The sequence below is a fragment of the Haladaptatus sp. AB618 genome, from assembly GCF_024136965.1.
In the GTDB taxonomy this organism is placed as follows: Archaea; Halobacteriota; Halobacteria; order Halobacteriales; family Haladaptataceae; genus Haladaptatus.
Genome location: NZ_JAMYJX010000016.1, coordinates 1 through 16,148 on the forward strand (window position 1 = coordinate 1; position 16,148 = coordinate 16,148).

Annotated in this window: 14 protein-coding genes and 4 pseudogenes; 11 read left to right on the forward strand and 7 right to left on the reverse strand. The window is 50.4% G+C overall.

What is annotated here, in order from left to right; all coding sequences use genetic code 11:
- Positions 1-41 precede the first annotated feature (41 nt).
- Entirely contained in the window at positions 42-1,325 is a 1,284-nt protein-coding gene (locus NKF26_RS23465; protein WP_253234997.1) for an orc1/cdc6 family replication initiation protein, read from the reverse strand.
- Positions 1,326-2,207: 882 nt separating this feature from the next.
- Positions 2,208-2,534: pseudogene (locus tag NKF26_RS23470) on the reverse strand (RNA-guided endonuclease InsQ/TnpB family protein); the annotation flags it as partial.
- Between NKF26_RS23470 and NKF26_RS23475 the strand changes: the two are divergent.
- Positions 2,529-3,233: pseudogene (locus NKF26_RS23475) on the forward strand (ATP-binding protein); the annotation flags it as partial. The pseudogenes NKF26_RS23470 and NKF26_RS23475 sit on opposite strands and share 6 nt — an antisense overlap.
- A 76-nt stretch (positions 3,234-3,309) precedes the next feature.
- Here the strand turns inward: NKF26_RS23475 and NKF26_RS23480 are convergent.
- Positions 3,310-3,729 carry a hypothetical protein gene (locus tag NKF26_RS23480; RefSeq protein WP_253234998.1) on the reverse strand — a complete coding sequence of 140 codons (420 nt, stop codon included), beginning with the start codon at positions 3,727-3,729 and terminating at the stop codon, positions 3,310-3,312.
- Positions 3,730-3,817: 88 nt separating this feature from the next.
- Between NKF26_RS23480 and NKF26_RS23485 the strand changes: the two are divergent.
- Both NKF26_RS23485 and NKF26_RS23490 read left to right on the forward strand, forming a co-directional pair.
- Positions 3,818-3,934 (forward strand): annotated as a pseudogene (locus NKF26_RS23485) (PEP/pyruvate-binding domain-containing protein); the annotation flags it as partial.
- Positions 3,935-4,672: 738 nt separating this feature from the next.
- A complete protein-coding gene (locus tag NKF26_RS23490; protein WP_253227391.1) occupies positions 4,673-4,909 on the forward strand; it encodes a hypothetical protein in 237 nt (78 codons plus the stop codon).
- Between the two features lie 429 nt (positions 4,910-5,338).
- On the opposite strand, the gene NKF26_RS23495 is transcribed toward NKF26_RS23490, so the two are convergent.
- The 3 genes from NKF26_RS23495 to NKF26_RS23505 form a co-directional block, all read right to left on the reverse strand.
- On the reverse strand, positions 5,339-5,941 hold the full coding sequence (locus NKF26_RS23495) for an ArsR family transcriptional regulator (protein WP_253227392.1): 603 nt from the start codon (positions 5,939-5,941) through the stop codon (positions 5,339-5,341).
- Positions 5,942-6,200: 259 nt separating this feature from the next.
- A complete protein-coding gene (locus tag NKF26_RS24555; protein ID WP_253227393.1) occupies positions 6,201-6,425 on the reverse strand; it encodes a hypothetical protein in 225 nt (74 codons plus the stop codon).
- A 1,019-nt stretch (positions 6,426-7,444) separates the two neighbouring features.
- Positions 7,445-7,978, reverse strand: a complete 534-nt coding sequence (locus NKF26_RS23505) for an HTH domain-containing protein (protein ID WP_253227395.1) — start codon at positions 7,976-7,978, stop codon at positions 7,445-7,447.
- A 180-nt stretch (positions 7,979-8,158) separates the two neighbouring features.
- Between NKF26_RS23505 and NKF26_RS23510 the strand changes: the two genes are divergently transcribed.
- Positions 8,159-8,809 (forward strand): HAD family phosphatase, encoded by a 651-nt coding sequence (locus NKF26_RS23510; protein WP_253227396.1) that lies wholly within the window; start codon positions 8,159-8,161, stop codon positions 8,807-8,809.
- A 457-nt stretch (positions 8,810-9,266) separates the two neighbouring features.
- On the opposite strand, the pseudogene NKF26_RS23515 reads toward NKF26_RS23510, so the two are convergent.
- Positions 9,267-9,536 (reverse strand): annotated as a pseudogene (locus NKF26_RS23515) (TRAM domain-containing protein); the annotation flags it as partial.
- 63 nt (positions 9,537-9,599) lie between these two features.
- Between NKF26_RS23515 and NKF26_RS23520 the strand changes: the two are divergent.
- The 7 genes from NKF26_RS23520 (at position 9,600) to NKF26_RS23550 (ending at position 16,104) form a co-directional block, all read left to right on the forward strand.
- Positions 9,600-10,112, forward strand: a complete 513-nt coding sequence (locus NKF26_RS23520) for a hypothetical protein (protein ID WP_253234999.1) — start codon at positions 9,600-9,602, stop codon at positions 10,110-10,112.
- 1,688 nt (positions 10,113-11,800) lie between these two features.
- Positions 11,801-12,298 carry a nitroreductase family protein gene (locus tag NKF26_RS23525; RefSeq protein ID WP_253235000.1) on the forward strand — a complete coding sequence of 166 codons (498 nt, stop codon included), beginning with the start codon at positions 11,801-11,803 and terminating at the stop codon, positions 12,296-12,298.
- Between the two features lie 1,461 nt (positions 12,299-13,759).
- Positions 13,760-14,218, forward strand: a complete 459-nt coding sequence (locus NKF26_RS23530; RefSeq protein ID WP_253235001.1) for a plastocyanin/azurin family copper-binding protein — start codon at positions 13,760-13,762, stop codon at positions 14,216-14,218.
- A 137-nt stretch (positions 14,219-14,355) separates the two neighbouring features.
- On the forward strand, positions 14,356-14,685 hold the full coding sequence (locus NKF26_RS23535) for a winged helix-turn-helix domain-containing protein (protein ID WP_253235002.1): 330 nt from the start codon (positions 14,356-14,358) through the stop codon (positions 14,683-14,685).
- Positions 14,682-14,984 (forward strand): hypothetical protein, encoded by a 303-nt coding sequence (locus NKF26_RS23540; RefSeq protein WP_253235003.1) that lies wholly within the window; start codon positions 14,682-14,684, stop codon positions 14,982-14,984. Before NKF26_RS23535 ends, NKF26_RS23540 begins: the two co-directional genes overlap by 4 nt.
- A 128-nt stretch (positions 14,985-15,112) precedes the next feature.
- Positions 15,113-15,700, forward strand: coding sequence for a hypothetical protein (locus NKF26_RS24255; RefSeq protein ID WP_256487824.1), 588 nt, complete (start codon positions 15,113-15,115; stop codon positions 15,698-15,700).
- A gap of 26 nt (positions 15,701-15,726) precedes the next feature.
- A complete protein-coding gene (locus NKF26_RS23550; protein ID WP_253235005.1) occupies positions 15,727-16,104 on the forward strand; it encodes a hypothetical protein in 378 nt (125 codons plus the stop codon).
- The last annotated feature ends 44 nt before the right edge of the window (positions 16,105-16,148 follow it).

The window sequence follows — 16,148 nt, forward strand, 5'->3', positions numbered from 1 at the left end:
CGGGTCGCGCTCGACCTCGGGTTCATCGAGGAGTTCGACTTCTACTGGAGTCCAGCTAGGCGCGAATCTTCCCGGAGCGTTTCGATGATGGTCTCTGGGTTTTCACCAAACGTGAACTCGAGGTAGCTGCCCGAGTGTGGGCCTTGGCTCTTCCGCTCTGTCTCGACCAACGAATACGTCGTGAGTTCCTTCATCTTATTCACGTACGTCTCCTGGTGATACTGATCCGAACCAAGAGTGCCCGTAAGATACTGATACACTCGGTACCCAATCGGGCTTTTCGCTGCACCAGTTCCAGTTTCACGTGCCACAGCTGCAGTTGCGAAGAGACAGAGCTTCTTCTGCGTGCTAATCCCACGAGTTACCTCTAATACGCGGTTCTGTTCAACCTTATCTTGGGCTTCTCGAACATGCTCTTCCAGGACTTTGTCCGCACCTGTTTTTTCTGCAATCGACCCCGCTGTTCGCATCAGATCGATCGCTTTCCGTGCGTCCCCATTGGTTTGTGCGGCGAATGCTGCTGCGAGCGGGATGGCGTCGTCACTGAGTACATCCTCATGAAAAGCATCTTCACGGGCCTGGAGGATTTCCCGGAGCTGATTGGCGTCGTAGTCGCTGAAATGGACATCCTCAGGGGTAAACGAACTGAGAGCACGACTACCGACATTCTCCATCATCTTCGTATCGTTAGTAATGGCGGTCACGGAAACCTGAGCGCTGATTTCATCGGTGCTTCCAGCACGAGAGAGCTGATAGAGAAGCCGGGAGAAGGCTGGCTCATCCTTATCGCGACGACCGACGAGCATATCGAGTTCATCGAGGATGACCACGACCGTATCGTAGTGTTCGTTGATAAGACGGTAGAGTTCGCGCCATTTTTTCTTGGTTGGAATGCCGTGTTCTGGAACGTCGACAGTCGTTCCGATGTTGTTTGCCACCTTTCGGGCAAGCTCATAAACGGCCGCACCGAGGGTCCCCACGTTCTGGCAGTTCATCTGGATGACACCGAACCGAATATCACGACTTTCGCAGAGTTCAACGATGTTCTGGCAGACGGCATTAATGATGAGTGATTTTCCGGTCCCAGACGGTCCATAGAGGAAGAGATTCGGTGGCCGCTCGTTACTAATCGCAACGCGAAGATGCTGAGTAATATCCGTGAGCTGGGTATCACGGCCGACGATCCGTTCTTCATCAACGATTTCGTTCGGTTCGAGGAGGGAACGGTTCTTGATGAGACTCGCAGCTTCCTCCTGCTCGAGGATGAGATCTTTGATAGAACCCGTAGACTTAGGGGTTTCCTCGGGACCAGGGTCTGTGGGCATACTTGACCCACTCTATCAGGATACTAAAAGTTTCTCCCGTCGATTTCTTTTCTTCCGGTATAGCGCTCAGAAACAGGATATCGGGAGGTTACATTACTGCCTTCCTTGACCTCCGACGATTTGTTAATAAGTCCTCGCCTGGATCGACTCACGATGAGTCCAGCACACCCTCTCACCCCTATCGATTTGTTCTAACCACAAAGGCGGAGAGGGTGGTCGAATCCTCAAATGTGGTCGTGGTCGCATCTACGCCACGATTAGCACAAAACTGAGAATCGTCTTTTTTCTTCTCTTCTTTTCTTTCTAGTACTAGTCTAGAGCTAGCTAGAAGAACACACCCCTATCGATTTGTTCTAATTACGTCCACTCTGCCTATTTCCCGACAAACGGCTACTTAAAAGAGAGACCAAAAGAATCGCAAGACAGAGAACAGAAGCGTGCCGCTATTTGTTGCTTCCTCTGTTTTCCAGATTCTACTCCTATCGTCTCACCCCTATCGATTTGTTCCATATGCCTGCAATCAGCCGAATACGGTACTATTTGGGTATATAAATTCCGAGATTCTCAAAGTGCGATTTCTGGTATGCTATCCTCTCGTGGATTCCCCGTAATTGACTACCTCTCTACGCTCTTTCCCGCTAGAACAAATCGATAGGGGTGTGAGTGTGGTCTTTAAATCACTGTCCAGATATATTCGTCGATCACGTCTAGAGAATCGCTATTCTCAATTTCGACATTTTCTCTTCATTGATTCTATATTATCCGTTCTGGATTTCTCTCCAATGAACAAATCGATAGAGGTGACTCTCCGTATGCGGAGGTTCGGTGAACAAGTCGATAGGGGTGCGTCTCTCCAGCTAGTGAACTACCCCGCCCTACGCGCTACGCGCGTTGAGGAGGGCTTCCTGCTTCTAAGACGTGCTTTGCAGACACCGAATCGGTGTCCGTAGGGAGCGCAGTCTCCACAGGCGTTAATTCGGAGCATCCCGCTCCTAATTTCTTCAGACCGCGAACGAGGATGTTGTACGCCGCGTTCCAGTCCCTGTCCGCCATGAATCCACACGACGGACATGAGTGCTCGCGTACCCAGAGAGGTTTATCCGACGATACGCCACAGACGGCACATTCTTTAGTTGTCCCTCGGGGATTCACCGGAACGTAGTGCGTGCCTTTTCGTTCACACTTGTATTCGAGCATCCGGAGAAAAGTCCACTGTACGGGCGACGAACGGCACAAATCGACCTTCAGCCATTCACGTTTGCCAAGGCAAATGAGATCATCGACTATCCGTTCGAAGAACGCATCCGCTCGTTCGCAGTGACTGGCGGCATGCCGATGTACCTCACGCTCTTTGACTACGACGAGTCACTCGAAGCGAATCTCCTCCAGAATCACCTCTCGAAAACGTCGATCCTCTACGATGAACCAGAGTTCTTACTTCGGACGGAACTACGCAATCCATCACGATACATGAGTATCCTCGAGGCCATTGCGAATGGATACACCACACCGAACGAGATCGCTGGACAGACGGACATCGGTTCTGGACCACTTTCGGGGTATCTCCAACGGCTCCGTCGATTGCGACTCGTGAAACGCAAGGTCCCCGTTACGGCGATCGAAAAGAAGTCAAAACGGTCGATCTACGGAATCAGCGATGAATTTCTTCGGTTCTGGTTTCGCTTTGTCGAGCCGAATCGATCGGGCATCGAACAGGCACCCGAGCTTGTGCTCGAAGACCGAATTATGCCAGAATTGGATCGGTTCGTTGCATCGACCTTCGAAGATATCTGCCAAGAGGCACTCTGGCACCTCACCAAAGCTGGCAAATTAAACGGCTCGTATGGAGCGATTGGTCGGTGGTGGTACGGTGAACATAAAATCGATCTCGTTGGGCTCGATGATCGGGCACCATTGTCAATTCGATTGACCGGCTGGATCCGTCTATCTGTTAGCATATTATACTAACCAAGAGCGGACGATTTTACACCTGCTCTCGACGAATCATCGCTATATCGGCTGCCACTCGTCCCGATTCTTCTGCTGCAATCACGAGTAGATTTGGCGCTGGTGTGCAGGGTGCTCGATCACCGACGTGAAATCCTGCATCTGCGGCACCTGGCAGTTGGACTTGATAGCCGTTCCCTGCAATCTGAAGTGAAGCGTTTGCAACTCGGTGGATCGAGACGGTGTCGAGCGCGGCTGATGTCGCGAGTTCGACGATATTCTCGTCGGTGATTCGGTCGAGGTCGACGACAAGAAGAAGGCCGTCAAATGCGAATACGCGGATGTCTGCGAGACGGGTCGGCTCGTCGTCGGCCTCTTCGACGAGCCCAGCGGCTCGGGCAGGCTTTGTGACTTGGAGAGCAAAGCCATCGCCGGACCGCTTGATCTTGTTTGGCATTGATGGTTAGTATAGCATACTAACCGAAGAAGATTCGCCTTGGCGAATGCGATCGAAGACGCATTCGACGCGATGGCGATCAATTCCGGGAGAGACGTACGCCGTTCGCTCAAGTGCGACAGCCGAAGACCTACCAGACGTGTCGTTCGCGGGACAACAGGGGAGGTTCCTCAACGTCCTGGGCGATGCAATCGTCGATCGAATGGGTATCGCGTTTGGTCGCTACCATACTTTCCATTCCGCGGAAAACAAACAGTTCTGTCGCAACATCGAACATGGGACCTCAGGCACCACGGAAAGCATGGCTTCGATGACCTCGCCTGGTCTCGAATTTATGCGGACTCGGTGGGGGGTAATCCATCGAAAAGAACAGGGAGTGGACCTGCAATACGAGAAGTCGATAGATGATGATAAGCTTGAGATTCAGATTAATTGCGGCTAAATTATGCGGACATGGTGGGAGGTGGGGGACCAAGCGACCAACCATTCGTTGGACCAAATTATGCGGACACGGTGGGGGGTGTCCCCTACCCTTCGAGACTCTTAACGAGTTCCGTTGCTTGAGTACAGTACTCTTGATGATTTGGAGAGCAAGACCACCACTAGAGCATTTGATCTTGTTGGGAATTGGCGGTTAGTATTATATACTAACCCATGGATATTCGCCTTGACAGTGTGCTCTCGGCTTGACGTTGTTGGTGCCGCGAATCTTCTCGTGTCTTCAGTTTCACTTCCACTCTGGTTGGCTGAAGTCTTTATCCGTCGGGTACCAAGCGTAGATTGCAGTCAGTGTACCCCAACAGACGACGTGGGTTCCTGTGCCCAGACCAACTCATCCTTCCACGTCGTTTGCTTATTCCCCTTGTTACAATGAGCGAGATAGTGTCACGAGGAAACTCTGTCCGAGGGTTTACCTATCGTGTCCTCTAATTTGGGAGTACGAATGGGTCCAAATGGGAAATCGCCGCTCACACCACTTGCCCAAGAAGCGCTTGATGCGCTCGCGAGTGCACTCCCGGATGAAGGAGAGCTCACGTACGAGCAAGCGTATGCGATTTTGAAGGAAGAAGAGGATCTTGGACGGCCTGCTGCCGATGATATCGTCGAACGGCTGCACAATAAGGGCCATCTTTACGAAGTCGAAGGGAAGCTCCGGCTCACTGATTACGGGGCTGAATAGCGAGGTTAGTCCGCGATTTCGAATGTGTCTCCCCACCGTGCCTGAATATCCGTGATAACCTCTCCAATTACATCAAAGAAGTCGTTGGGATACTGCCGATCTACTGCATCATCAGTGGTTGCTGCTGGAAACGGGTGGTAGTGATCGCGAGCGTTATGGGGATTTTCGTGACTATCCCAGCGACACTCTTTCCGGCCATCTTCCCACCTTTCCACATAGTGGATGTGGAAATTGCCATTGAACTGTAGCTCGATATCGACATACACACGTGAGATATGCTCCGGATACGCAGTTGCATCAAAGACGACCTCGACGGTCGCTGGTTTGTTTGGTGGAAACGTGTTGACCTGCGTAACGAGACTTATATTCCCAAGCTTCCGTGCAACTCTTCGCAGAATCTCCTTGTTCGGCGACTTCCCATCTATCTGATTAGGAGTGGTTTTCTGAACGTGTGTCTGCAGAAGAATTCAATTGGTTGGACTGCAGCTGCTGGAAGAACTGAACCATATCCGAAATTTTCACCGTCTCCGTTTGTGCGCTTGGTGTGCCATGTCCGAGTGCCTCGACGAGCCTATCGACTTCTTCACACGCTGCGTTCCACTGTCGAAGATCATCCATCGTCTCATCGAGCCTCTCGTAGCCGTGCTCCTGCGGGACGACTTCATCAGGCGTTTCGGCCTCATAGGTCTCTTGGAACGACGAGATAGTGTCACTGAGTTCCGATAGTCGATCGTTTAGCTCCTCGATGGTGTACTCTCGTTGCAGGCGATCGATATTCCGCCATTCGAGGTACGAGTCGTTCCGACCATACGTCACCGGCTCATTGCCGAGCTTCTTCGCGACTCCCATCTCTCCAAGGAACTCCAGATATTTCCGTGCGGTATCTGGCGCCACTCCTGCTCGGTCTGCGATCTCGGAGACCCGAAGTGGATCGTTCAACTGGAGGAGCACTTCGTAGACCTTCTCGACAGTCGTCCGACCCTCGAGTTCGGTTTCCCACTCCGATGCTAAGTCCCGTGGAGAGTCACTCATGATACTCACTACTCTATTAGTCTACTAGACCAAAAAGATTTGTTAACTCACTACTATAGTCGTCATACTACGAACCATATATGGTCCTCTTAGGCATCAAGTAGCAGAACGATGATTAGTATAATGTACTAACTCGGTCTCATTCGATGCCTTGTCTGTTGAGATTAATCAGCCAAGCATGAGTTTTTGCTGATCTCATGCTGCCCTCCAAGCAGGTTGCGAGTATTCATGCCGAAAACTAGACCGCAGGGATGCGCACTTAGTCAGCCGAGTTTGTCTGGGGAGTGGGAGCAACTGATGTCGATTCTGGAGAAATATCGACGGGGCCATTCACGAATAGTGCATGCCCGATGAGGAGGACGGAAACAGTTGCACCGACAGGAACTGCAGCTGTCATCGAAAGCCCAGCAGCACTGACTGCGCCGGTAACACCAATCAATGCGAGTGGGATCAAGCCGAGAATGAGATCATAATATTCTGTCACAATCTATTCTATTAAATGGGTCGTAGGTACATAAGAGTTCTGCATAGCTACTCTTGAGGTTCTCCATTATCACTATATAACCATTGAAAATAGAATCTATAACTTATAGAGTTCAGATGGTCATCTTTTGTTTCAAAATTGAGCAGTTGTCGGGACATGCAACCTGATACCAGCGACTGCGAATGTAAGTTACTACAATCTGCATTTGTGTTACCGGTACGCGTTTTATGCCTCCGTCCGATGGTCCAATTGCGCTCTCACACCTGGCCAACGCAACTTCCCGACGCCATCATGCGGCGCTGACGGTCTGGCTGGTTGTGAGAGCCCTGCCAACGGCTTTCCTTACCTTTCTCCCAATGAGCGTTGGTGGCAACTGAGGTTTCGGAAAATACAATCGGAAAGGATTCGATCGGGCTGCTGACGACCGGTCCTACTGGACTTTTTGAGGCTCATCCCGTAGAGAACGTTCTGGAGAGAGACGTACTGATTCGCTCCAAACTGACGGTAACAGAATATCAGATCTGGCTTCAGAGTGGTAGCCAGCATGAACAGTACTCACTCTGATTTCCTCTATTGGTATATTTGGAAGCGGCCCTGGCTTGCCTAAGGGACTCTCGGTAGTCGTGATTACCTGCAATGATGCAAAGCAGCCACATCGAGTCTAGATGGGATGCGTATCGCCGAGCACTTCGACCGACGGATCAGGAAGTATTCGATCGCCTCCTTGAGTATGCGTACTTGCATACTGATCCTAGCACGGTTCACAAGCCATTGTTCGTCGAGACGCCAATTCTCATCTCGATGTTGCTTGAACAGCAACTGCAAATCGACGATTTGGAGGAGCGACTCGATCACATAGAGGACGATTTGAACGATCAGGGATGAGGCGATGGTGTACAAAATCGACTACGTCGACGGCGACGTGCTCAGATGGTCGGTGACTGGGATGTGGGTGAGTTGTGAGCTTGATGAGTTGTAAAATAAATATGCTGCTGATTTGGAAGTCGGAGTGATCACCACTAATGGGCCGAGTTTTCACTCGATGCTTCCATTGCTTGAATCTTGAGAATTAGGATATTGTTGGTATCGTCCTTGTTGTCGAGTTGGCCTTCGATAACTAAATCCGAGAGTGGTGTCGGTCCAACACGTACTGTATCACCGGTATGGAAATCAGTTAGCAATCCCTGAATATGGATTTCGGCACGACAGAGTTCTGGGTGATGAACACTACTCAAGGAAATCTTTTCGACGGTCGTGTCCTCTACGGAGTCACCGTTGCGGAAGAGTGGCACTTCAGCGGCCTCGTCGAGGGTTTGTATGTCCAGGGCGTTATACGCCGTTGCAGTTGGCTTGTATCCACCTTTTGGACCCGGAACACCTTCGACGAGTTGGAGTGCTTTCAGCGATTGCATCTGGTTGCGAATCGTCCCTGCATTCCGATCAACTTCGTCTGCAATGTCTTCGCCCTTAATTGTGCCTTCACTCTCACCATGGAGGTTGACAAGTGCAGTCAGGATCGTTTTCTGACTTGAGGTTAGCTCTATTGATGACATAGTATGGTGTCCAGGTTGCTGGAGGATAAACCCGTCCTTTCTACAAATTGCTTTCAGATATCATTTTTTTTTTTGCTTCGGCTGTTTTCTACATACTTTGATCGAGTGGCATTTGTTCACTTCTTGTCTACGACAACTGGTGCCGAAATCGGCTTATCTTGGGGACGGGTGATCTATAGTATGTCTCAGGTTCAGTCTGTCCTATTTGATATGGATGGCGTCCTCGTCGATTCAGAATCGTTTTGGCAGCAGTTCTGGCGTAGCCAGATTTTTCCTCATACCAAAACTGGTAATCCTACTCTTGAAGACGTGAATGGTCGTAATTTCCGTGAGAGTCTCGAAGACCTTGCAGCCACCTATGGGCTTTCGGCTGCTCCCGGGCATTATGCACGACAGTTCGAACGAGCTGCCGAGACAGTGTATGGCGAACAAGTATCAATGACTCCTGGAATTCCAGAGTTCTTTGCGACGCTTCGTGACCGGGACGTTAACGTCGGAATCGTCTCGTCAGCACCAGCCGACTGGATCAAAACGGTTATCGAGCGCTTTGATTTGGCGCCAATCGATGTACTGGTGAGTGCTGAACATATCGATTTGCCTGGTAAGCCAGAACCCTTCATCTACGAGCATGCAGCTGCCGAGCTCGATGTCTCTCCCTCTACATGCCTTGTTATTGAAGACTCTGTCAATGGTGTTCGCGCCGCCGCCCAAGCTGGCAGCACTGTAATCCGGTTTTGCCATGGCGCTTCCGTTCAGGCGACTGACCACACTGACGTTGTTGCCAACTCACCAGCCGAGCTTCGGCGAACCATCTTCGACTTCCTTTCGTAGGACTATTTCAGCCTACGTCGTCAGTAACAACACCGTTGAATCTTATTTTATCGATGGATCTCTACATCAATCACTTGTCTTCGCAGTAGGGTGTGGAATCTAAAATACTCGGTTCGCGATGGCAAAACGTGGGTGAGTGGTGGGTGAATGGTCTCCTAATACCCACGCTTGTCGGGTCGTTTCTCTCCCAATCGCTTGTGAAATCACCACCCGACAATATTACTCACAATGTCCACTAAAATTAGTGTTTTGATCGGTGAGTTGTATGTTGTAGCGTAGCCTATTGTTCGATTTCGATAGAAAGCCAATCCCGTTTCCCATTCAAAGGGACTTCGGCTGGTTTTGGAGTCTCGTCGGTATTTTCGAGTCGTTGTGAGTACCGTATTCTTCTCGTCGTTTGCTCTGATGCTCGATTACTCATATTGGAATAAGCGTGAGTACGTCGGCCAGTGACTATCACAGACGTGACTTCAACCGTTACTCGTTCCTGGGGTTCCGTGTCGGGAACGATAATAATGTAGCCGCGTTCAACACTAGCGATTCCGTCCCCTTGTTCTCCTAGGTCGTTGATTTCAACACTCCGTCGCTCTCCTTCCTCGACGGCTGGTTCAAGCAAGCCGTCAGATTCGTCCGTGTTTGGGTCTGAGCTGTCTTCATCTGTTGACTGGGAGGTGAGTGAACCGCGAACCTTAATATCCCAACGCGGTCGGGAATCCTCGCCCTTCAGGGCGGGGGAGGATGTCAAAACGTAATTCCGGTTCCCGTGCTAGTCGTGGTTGTTGGGGGTGATGTGGTAGTTGTCGAAGATGGTGCTGTAGTGGTGGTTGTTGGGGGTGATGTGGTAGTTGTCGTGTTACTCGTAGTTGGAGGTGATGTGGTAGTTGTCGAGGACGGTGTTGAAGTCGTAGTCGTTGGTGATGATGTGGTAGTCGTCGTGCTACTCGTAGTTGTTGAGGATAGTGTTGTAGTCGTAGTTGTTGAAGATGATGTTGTAGTTGTTGTACTAGTCGTCGGTGTCGATGGTGATGTTGTAGCAGAAGCTGTTGGTGATGATGTTGAAGTCGTCGTGCTACTCGTACTCGATTTTTCCGTCAACGTCGCATTCGATTTCGTGGGTGTCGTACTCGCTGGTGGCTGCGTTGTATTCCGCGACTTTTCCGAAGGTGAACTGTCACCGAAATCGCCGAATCCCGAGTTGAGAAACGCAAACCCAATACCCGAGATGAACAGCAGTATTCCGGCGACGATCAACAATTTTTGTATCGAATCGGATCTCATTGTGTTACCTTGTATTTTCGTTTGAAACGTTTCGGCCTGTGAACCACTTCGGTTTCTGCAAAGCGCGTCTTGGAGGCAGGGATATCTCTCCCTCAACGAAGCCGTTAGACCGAGCAGGGCGGGATAGTTTATCGGGCAAGAGCGATCAGTCCACCGACTACACAGAGAATTCCGATTATCGCGATAATCGGTGAGTTTATGTCTGGCAACAGACCGAACCCGCGGGCATTCGCTCGGTCCGCTTTTTGCGATGCTTTCGTGTTTGGTTCGGACATTGTAGTGTGTGTATTCGATGAGCTAGTCACAGTGGCCCCTGAATCAGTGGAGTGGTCGGTCGGCGCGCTATTGTTACCGGTATCGTCGGGATTCGGTTGCGTAGCCGTCGTTCTATTCGGACCTGAATAACACTCGTTGGAAGTGCTCGTCTTGGTGGCGGTGCAATTGCCCGTCTTCGTACCGTTGGTTGGCGCACAGTCGGTGGCCAATCCCGTTTCAAGAGCGCTGAGTGTCCCACCATCGATCCGTTCCAGGTTCTTCGACTGGGTCCCAAGCCGTTGTTCGTCCTTCGTGGCGGCGGTTGCGACACTAGGAGCGACACACACGATCAAGAGAAGTTGCAAGACGATAACGAGGGCAGACATCCGATGTCGCTGCAAGAGGGGGTGGCGATTTCGATCGCCGTCGTTCTCGAGGCGGATGAACCGAATTATTGCTGTAATTTTCATTTGACTGCATCCCCTCGAGGAATTGTTGTTTCCTCGCTCTCAGTCAGGATAGTATCGGTCTCCGTCCATACTCGTTCACGAGCTTCCGGGATTTCGACCGATCGAGATGGATAGCTCACCTTCCCGTCCGCTACAATCTCCGATAATGTGCTCCTGGTTATGATCGCTCCGCACGTTTTGTTCGGTTTCATCAGGCATCGTTCCCCGTATGATCCACCATTCAGCTTTCTCTCATTAGTGTTGTTGCCAAACGTAGAATTGCATAAATTATTTGCTTCCTACACAAATAACACTCTAGTATATAAAATATCTACAAAACTAGATTGACAATCCGAACTCGCTTCCCGACCTACGGGATCCGCTAAACGACGGGACTGCGTGGCATTCGCCAACTCAGAGAACAGTAGCTAGGTATCTCTCATGTTCGCTTGTGAGCAGAAGCAACTGACACAGTCGTCAGAACCAATTCACGCATCACCGTCCTCTCTCCAACCGCAAACCAATCGCAAAACAAGACGCACTTCAGAGTAATCGATAGTTGCTTAGGTCAGTTTGTGTCGTAGTGTTTTGATTCGTGGTAGATTGGTACACCTCTCGGGATGGGTGTACTGACGGGGAGAGCTACGTTGTCATTGACGACGCTGTCATCTTCCGAAATGAGAAAAAACCTCGTTTGAGAATTGCCGGAGAATGTCCACCTGCTCGCGTTCGCGTTCAACGGCTGTAGAAAGACCCCACGTGATTATCCATACTGTGATCTTCTGTGGAACTGAACAACCATGGCTTCCATCCTCGTCTTACGGTACCGGTGAAGGACAAACCGTGAAGGTGGCTGACCGCATTGCCGACAGGCTCACCGGAACGGTCACGAGACGATGACGGTCGATGTGAAGGAGATCAGTCCCGATCTCGATATCGACGATGGGAGAGAAAGTCCATAGATTTTGACGTAAAAAATGGCTATGGATGTTCGGCGATGAGTATACGTATGGACCTCACGGAGACTGTCAAACATCGACTCGAAGTTCGTGAATTCGCTGATAAGCCCGTTTCAGACGACATCGAACGTGCTGTGCTAGAGGCTGCACGACTGGCTCCCTCAAGTCGAAACCGCCAGGACTGGCACTTTCTTCTGATCGATGGCGACACTCTCGACGATTTGGCTACGGTGAGCACCAGCGGGAAGTGGGTCGCGGATGCTGCCTTTGCTGTCGTTGTCCTCACTGACGATTACCCCTCCTCCGGCGTCGATGTCGGACGTGCAGTCAGCCACATGCAATTTGCAGCTTGGGATCACGGCGTCGGCTCTTGTATCTACACTGGCATTGAGGAGGTGGCCCTGAAGAGACAGTTTGGTATTCCACTTGAGCTCGTCAGCGGAGCTGTTGTCGGCTTTGGCTATCCCAAAGGGTCCGGGATGGGGACGAAACGACGGCGATCGATTGCAGAAGTCGTCTCGAAGAATCGGTTTGGAGAGTCGCTATAGGCTAGTCGATTTCGTCCCTGATCATACTGTCCTCAGGGAGTTGTTGGGTGGTGCGACAGCAGGTGTGGTGTCGCCGCTTGGGCAGAGAGAATCGGCTATCGACGAGAAGGTAGGACAGTATATCGAGTCAAGTTTGGCGTCATTCAGTTGAACCAGAGACAAATTTCTGCCATTTTTCAAGTTCTCCCCCGCGCATTTTCACGGGGTATTTCGAAATATCCCTGTTCTGGTACCCAGTACACGACCATTGGTTTCGGACCTATAATCTGAAAACTCGACGATCGGAACGTAAGATCATCGGGTTCCGCTCGCGATCGATGTTGCTGACCTGCTATGTCGATACCTCCATTGCTGCTTGAATACTATTGTCCCTTGATTGATTCTTTAACGATCTCGATGAACGTTCGGGACGATACTTATCATTGAATATTGTATGGACCGACCAACGATACTATCAGAGCATATTGACTCCGATATTGCTCAAATAGAAGACAAATACACAATCATGAACAATGAGCACGAGCGAGTTCTTCGACCATTCAAGGCACAACTTCAAACGCTTGCAGAGTCATTTGCTCCTTCTGATCGATGTGCGTACTGCGTAGAGGGAAACCCACTTGAAGGTAGCCGAGAACAAAATGATCCTCTTGTGACTCATCTCGAAAGCACTGTCGAAAATGCAAAAGACAATCTTCTAGTAGCTGACCTTAGGACGACAGAGACGAAACCGATACTCCGAGGTACGTTTCTAACTGCCTATTATGATGCCTGTGCACTACCAGAGGACTGTATTCGGTGTGAAAGGGCAGTATCAACAGATCACCAGTGTGGCCATCTCAAGGTTGGGACACCATTCCCATTCGACGAATGATTTCCCGGCAACTAACGTCGCGCCCCCATTCACGTACTTCCCGAAAACATCGATTTCCCCTGGTTCGCGGTTTCAAGTTCAAGAGTTTGTTCGAATACCTCCGCTAGAGGAACTTCTCGTGTACCAAAGAATTTTCGATTGAGTCGATTAATCATCCTCGACCACAGACGCGGTAGCTGGTACTGGCTCTCCCCCTTCCGCTGTCACGAGCTTGGTGTTCTGTTCCGAACGCTGAATCGTCTCGAAGAGTTGCCGACCTGCATTGGCTGCTTCCGCGGCGAGGTTCGGCGACTCGTCGTCAACACTCTCTTCGGTTTCGTGATCGCGCACGAGATTGATTATACGCGAGACCGACGCTCGGACCCGACCGTTCTTCTCCTCTGCGTCGGTGAGGTCGTCGATTACTCCCGCAAATTGAGTGAACTTCCCGTAGAATCACATCGCAACAGGGACAAAACCACAGTTGTATTTCCACGTGAATTCCTCAGACAATTCTAATATCGAATAATTACGTCTTATCCATAGTTAATGTCTGCATATAATTGGCCGAAACATATCTTACAGTCGGTACGCCATTGGCATATCCAGCAATGTCCAACACAAGTCGGTCCCGACGAGCGGTTCTGCTCTCCAGTGGTACCATCGCGATAACTGCCCTCGCAGGCTGTACGGGTGGATCGAAAGAGAAAAAGAACGAGGATTCGGGAAAGAATGGTGGCGATGGAAGTCAAAAAGAAATTCGACTTGGTGCGAAGAAAGTGGGCTGGATGGGTCGTGCACCAGATTCGATCAAGGATAAGAAGAACCCAACCCTCTCCCTGAAACCAGGTCAAAAGTATAAACTCACCTGGAAGAACCTTGACGGTTTTGAACACGAACTTCTACTCTTGGACAAAAACGGCGAAGAACTCGAAAAGAGTGATGAGGGCGAAGAGAAAGGCAAGACAGTCACGATGACGTTTACTGCGTCGGAAAAGATGACAAAATACAAGTGTGAATATCATCCGAAAACGATGCGCGGCCAGATCAAACTCACAAACAGCAAATAGCCGCCTGGAAATCTTTTGAATTCAGTAGATCTCTTTTCTACACGATCTAAACAGAAGCATTCGTTTCTTCCCACTAAGACCTCTCAGCGGTCATCAGAGCGGGAGATATATCGTTGCGGACTATCTACAGGGGGACGATGGAGAGCGTCCTCTGGTACCTGCTCGCAGGCACGCGAGGTGGGCCAAATCGAATCCGTATGTTACGGGCGCTCGAGAACCATCCGCAGAACGCGAACCAACTTGCAGACGATCTTGACCTTGATTACACGACTGTTCGGTATCACTTAGAGTTGTTACTAGACCATGGCCTCGTGGACAACAGCGGCGACAAATACGGATCGATATATCATCACTCGGAGAAAACCAAGCAAAACTGGGAGACGATTGAAACGGTCATCCAGCGAATCCTGGCCGAACAGGAGACAGATACAAGCGACCGTAATCCTAATCGGAGTGATAGCAAATGAGCATCTGGTTTGATGTAACACGTATTGTTACACTCCTCAACATTACCCTCCTTCTCGGTCTGCTCTATGTGTGGGTCCGAAACCATCTCTCGCTTCGGACACGACTCACGTTCGGCTTCCTAGTCTTTGGCACGTTCTTGCTCGTTGAGAATAGCTACGCGTTCTATATCTTCGTCATCGACCCGACGACAAGCGGGTGGTTTGCAGAAATCCCTGCTCGATATAATTTCGCACTGATGGTCTTAGCAATCCTCCAAGCGGGTGCGCTTGGGACGCTATCGTGGGTCACTCGAGCCTGATTGGTTTGTAGCGAGGGTTATTACCGATCTCAATCAACGTGCGATGAATACCTCATCGAACAGAGTTTGGAGAGAATTTGGAAAGAGTTCGGAAAATCGTTTTTGCTGCTATCTGAGTACGGTCGATGATGGTACATCGACGCACCTACCTCCGGACGATAGCCACAACGGGCGCCCTTGGAGCGATCGCTGGATGCACGTCAACGAATAATAATTCGGCGTCCAGTTCGACCACGTCAACGACCACTTCGGAGAGCAACACATCGACGACCAGTTCAGAAGAGAATACATCCACGACTACAACCACCACGAATGGAAGTGGTAACGCAACTGTCTCAGTTTCGAATCACGATGAGTATGGACAGTTGCTAGTGGGGCCGAACAAAATGACGTTGTACCTCTTCACGAATGACAAGAAGAGTATGAGCACGTGTTACGACTCCTGTGCACAAACGTGGCCACCGTTGACAGTGAAGGGAGACCCGTCCGCAGGCGATAGCGTGACAGCGTCGCTTGGCACGACAAAACGCAAAGACGGATCGGTGCAGGTGACCGCTGCTGGGTATCCGCTGTACTATTATGCTCCCGACAAAAAACCGGGAGACACGAAGGGACAGGAACTGGGTGGCGTCTGGTATGTCGTCGCGCCAGATGGCTCGAAAATTGAGGACGAAGGCAAGAAAAAGACTGAGAAGACAACAACGAGCACATACTAATGACATCTCGAGACCCTCAGATATCTATGAGAACAGTTGTCGGTATCGGGATTGCACTCATCCTCCTCTCGGGACTTATCCACTTGTGGTTAGTGCCGGAGCATTTCGAGGAAGCCACCTATCTGGGTGGGTTGTTTGTCGCTGAATTTGTCGGCACTGTCGTGGCTGCAGTAGGGATTTATCGCGATCAAGAATGGGGATGGCTCCTTGGTGCACTCATTGCAATCGGTGCGATTGTCGCGTACATCGTGCACGGGACAATCGGTTTGCCAATTGTTGGAACCGAAGAGCTATTCGAACCGATGGGTGTTCTAACCAAGGTCATTGAACTGCTATTCTTGGGGGTCGTTGTGTATTGGCTTGTTGCAATCAAAAGCGAAGCATCTGGAACTACACCTGAATAGTAGCAACCGATTCTACTGTAAAGGTAGAAAACGAGTGCTGGTTT

Coding starts and splice junctions, on each gene's coding strand:
- NKF26_RS23465 (WP_253234997.1), bottom strand. CDS start 1,325: ATGCCCACAGACCCTGGTCCCGAGGAAACCCCTAAGTCTACGGGTTCT.
- NKF26_RS23480 (WP_253234998.1), bottom strand. CDS start 3,729: ATGCCAAACAAGATCAAGCGGTCCGGCGATGGCTTTGCTCTCCAAGTC.
- NKF26_RS23490 (WP_253227391.1), top strand. CDS start 4,673: ATGGGTCCAAATGGGAAATCGCCGCTCACACCACTTGCCCAAGAAGCG.
- NKF26_RS23495 (WP_253227392.1), bottom strand. CDS start 5,941: ATGAGTGACTCTCCACGGGACTTAGCATCGGAGTGGGAAACCGAACTC.
- NKF26_RS23505 (WP_253227395.1), bottom strand. CDS start 7,978: ATGTCATCAATAGAGCTAACCTCAAGTCAGAAAACGATCCTGACTGCA.
- NKF26_RS23510 (WP_253227396.1), top strand. CDS start 8,159: ATGTCTCAGGTTCAGTCTGTCCTATTTGATATGGATGGCGTCCTCGTC.
- NKF26_RS23525 (WP_253235000.1), top strand. CDS start 11,801: ATGGACCTCACGGAGACTGTCAAACATCGACTCGAAGTTCGTGAATTC.
- NKF26_RS23530 (WP_253235001.1), top strand. CDS start 13,760: ATGTCCAACACAAGTCGGTCCCGACGAGCGGTTCTGCTCTCCAGTGGT.
- NKF26_RS23535 (WP_253235002.1), top strand. CDS start 14,356: ATGGAGAGCGTCCTCTGGTACCTGCTCGCAGGCACGCGAGGTGGGCCA.
- NKF26_RS23540 (WP_253235003.1), top strand. CDS start 14,682: ATGAGCATCTGGTTTGATGTAACACGTATTGTTACACTCCTCAACATT.
- NKF26_RS24255 (WP_256487824.1), top strand. CDS start 15,113: ATGGTACATCGACGCACCTACCTCCGGACGATAGCCACAACGGGCGCC.
- NKF26_RS23550 (WP_253235005.1), top strand. CDS start 15,727: ATGAGAACAGTTGTCGGTATCGGGATTGCACTCATCCTCCTCTCGGGA.